The organism is Pseudoduganella sp. RAF53_2 (genome assembly GCF_052113985.1).
Lineage (GTDB): Bacteria > Pseudomonadota > Gammaproteobacteria > Burkholderiales > Burkholderiaceae_D > Rugamonas.
Map to the genome: position 1 here is coordinate 1 of NZ_JBFRDW010000890.1, position 1,788 is coordinate 1,788.

The following is a 1,788-nucleotide window of genomic DNA, read 5'->3' on the forward strand; positions in this document are numbered from 1 at the left end:
GAACCACGCTTCTACTACGGCCACCTGAACGACGAACTGCTGCGCGCAGCGCGGCTGGTGGTCGATACCGGCATGCACGCCCAGGGCTGGTCGCGCGAAAAGGCCATCGCCTATCTGGTCGACACGCTGGGCTACAGCGAGCAGCGCGCCGCCAATCAGATTGAACGCTACATGGCATGGCCGGGACAAGCGCTGAGCTACAAGATCGGCGCGCTGAAGATCCAGGAACTGCGCGCGAAGGCGCAGCAGGCGCTGGGACCGAAATTCAGCTACCCCAAATTCCACGCCGTAGTGCTGGGCAACGGCACCTTACCGCTGCCTATCCTTGAGCAGCAGGTCGACCGCTGGATCGCCAATCCGGACTAAATCGATGGCAGCGGCCCCTGAAATCGGGGGCCGCATTCCTTCATTTCCCCCGACCGCACTTTAGCGTATCCGGATTATCGTCTTCGTCATCATCGTTGTTATGCCGGTGCGGGGCCGTGCAATCCGATATTTCAACGCGCAGGACCTGTCCCATTCCTGGTGGCGGGCCAAAGCCGATATTCGAAATATACAGCGCGCCATCCGGCCCGGCAGTCATACCGGTTGGGAAGAACAGCAGGCTACTGCTGCTGTCGATAAGCACCTGCTGGTCGCCGTTGGGCAGAATACGAACCAGGCGTCCGGTATGCGGATTCGGCCCCGGATCGCTGGCGGAGTAGGAAGTCTCCAGCACATACATCCGCCCGCGATTATCAAAGACCATGCCCATTACCTTGCTAAGTCCGGTCGCCAGCTGACGCACTTTGCCGTTCTGGCTTACTTTGTAGACGCCTTGTTTGTTGAGTTGATCCGGCGAGAAAGTACCCAGGTTCGAGAAGAAGAATTTCTCGTGGTAGGCAACCAGCGCGGTTGGCACGATGTGGCCTTGAGAAGCGGAGATATCGACCACGCGGCTGATATGCCCGTTGGTCTTTACTCTTACGATCTCGCCATGATTCGGCTCGACCGCGTAGAAATCGCCATCCACGACCACAAAGCTGGTCCAGGTGCCATCCGGCTCGAAGTCCAGCGGTTGCGGATTCGCCACCGGATTCGCCATCTGGAAGGCGCTCAGGTCGGCAATCAGCTTCCAGGTGCCGTCGCTGTTCACGCGCGCGATGCCGTTAGCCGTGTTCAGAACGCCATGCGAGCAGCCGGCTCCCGCCAGCAGCGCGTACATGCGGTGGCCGATAAACACGACATCGGCAACGCCACTGACCAGCCCTCCGGTCTCATCATTGGTCTGGCTGGACGGGAAGGTATCGGTGACTGTTGTGCGGTTGCCCGCTGCATCGACACGCGAAATGCGCCCTCCGGTTGGGCTGCCTTTGTAAGGACCCACGCCGGCCGCCTGCTGGCATTGCTGTTCGGTGGTCGAAGTAGAGCCACCAGTGCCGCCCTCGGCGACATATAAATTGCCGTCCGGGCCGAATCGCAGGCCCCGAGGATTATTTAAACCACTATTCACCAACACGTTGATGCTGACGGTCGGCACACTGGCCGGCGCTTCGGCCCATGCCATCGGTGCGTGGATAACAGTAGTAATTAGCGCAAGCGCGCCAACGCTTAAACTGGTTCTCATTTTTTAAACTCCCAGATATTAATCTAGAAGCTTAGAACGCTGTAACCACAAGTCAAGCCAAGAGTTTCTAATTTAATATCAACYCGCTGACACCCGTGGAAATAAAAAAAGCGGGACTAAAATAAGCGTTGACTGTATGCACACCACCGACCGATTCGGTGCCTGGTTCTTCGAATTGAGCT

At 57.9% G+C, this 1,788-nt stretch carries 2 protein-coding genes; one reads left to right on the plus strand and one right to left on the minus strand.

Annotated elements, in window-relative coordinates; translation table 11 throughout:
• The coding region (locus AB4Z11_RS30705; RefSeq protein WP_442029822.1) for a DUF885 family protein at nucleotides 1-366 on the plus strand (366 nt) is incomplete at its 5' end.
• A gap of 40 nt (nucleotides 367-406) precedes the next feature.
• On the opposite strand, the gene AB4Z11_RS30710 is transcribed toward AB4Z11_RS30705, so the two are convergent.
• Complete coding sequence (locus AB4Z11_RS30710; RefSeq protein WP_442029824.1) at nucleotides 407-1,606, minus strand: ScyD/ScyE family protein; 1,200 nt, start codon at nucleotides 1,604-1,606, stop codon at nucleotides 407-409.
• Nucleotides 1,607-1,788: the final 182 nt, after the last annotated feature.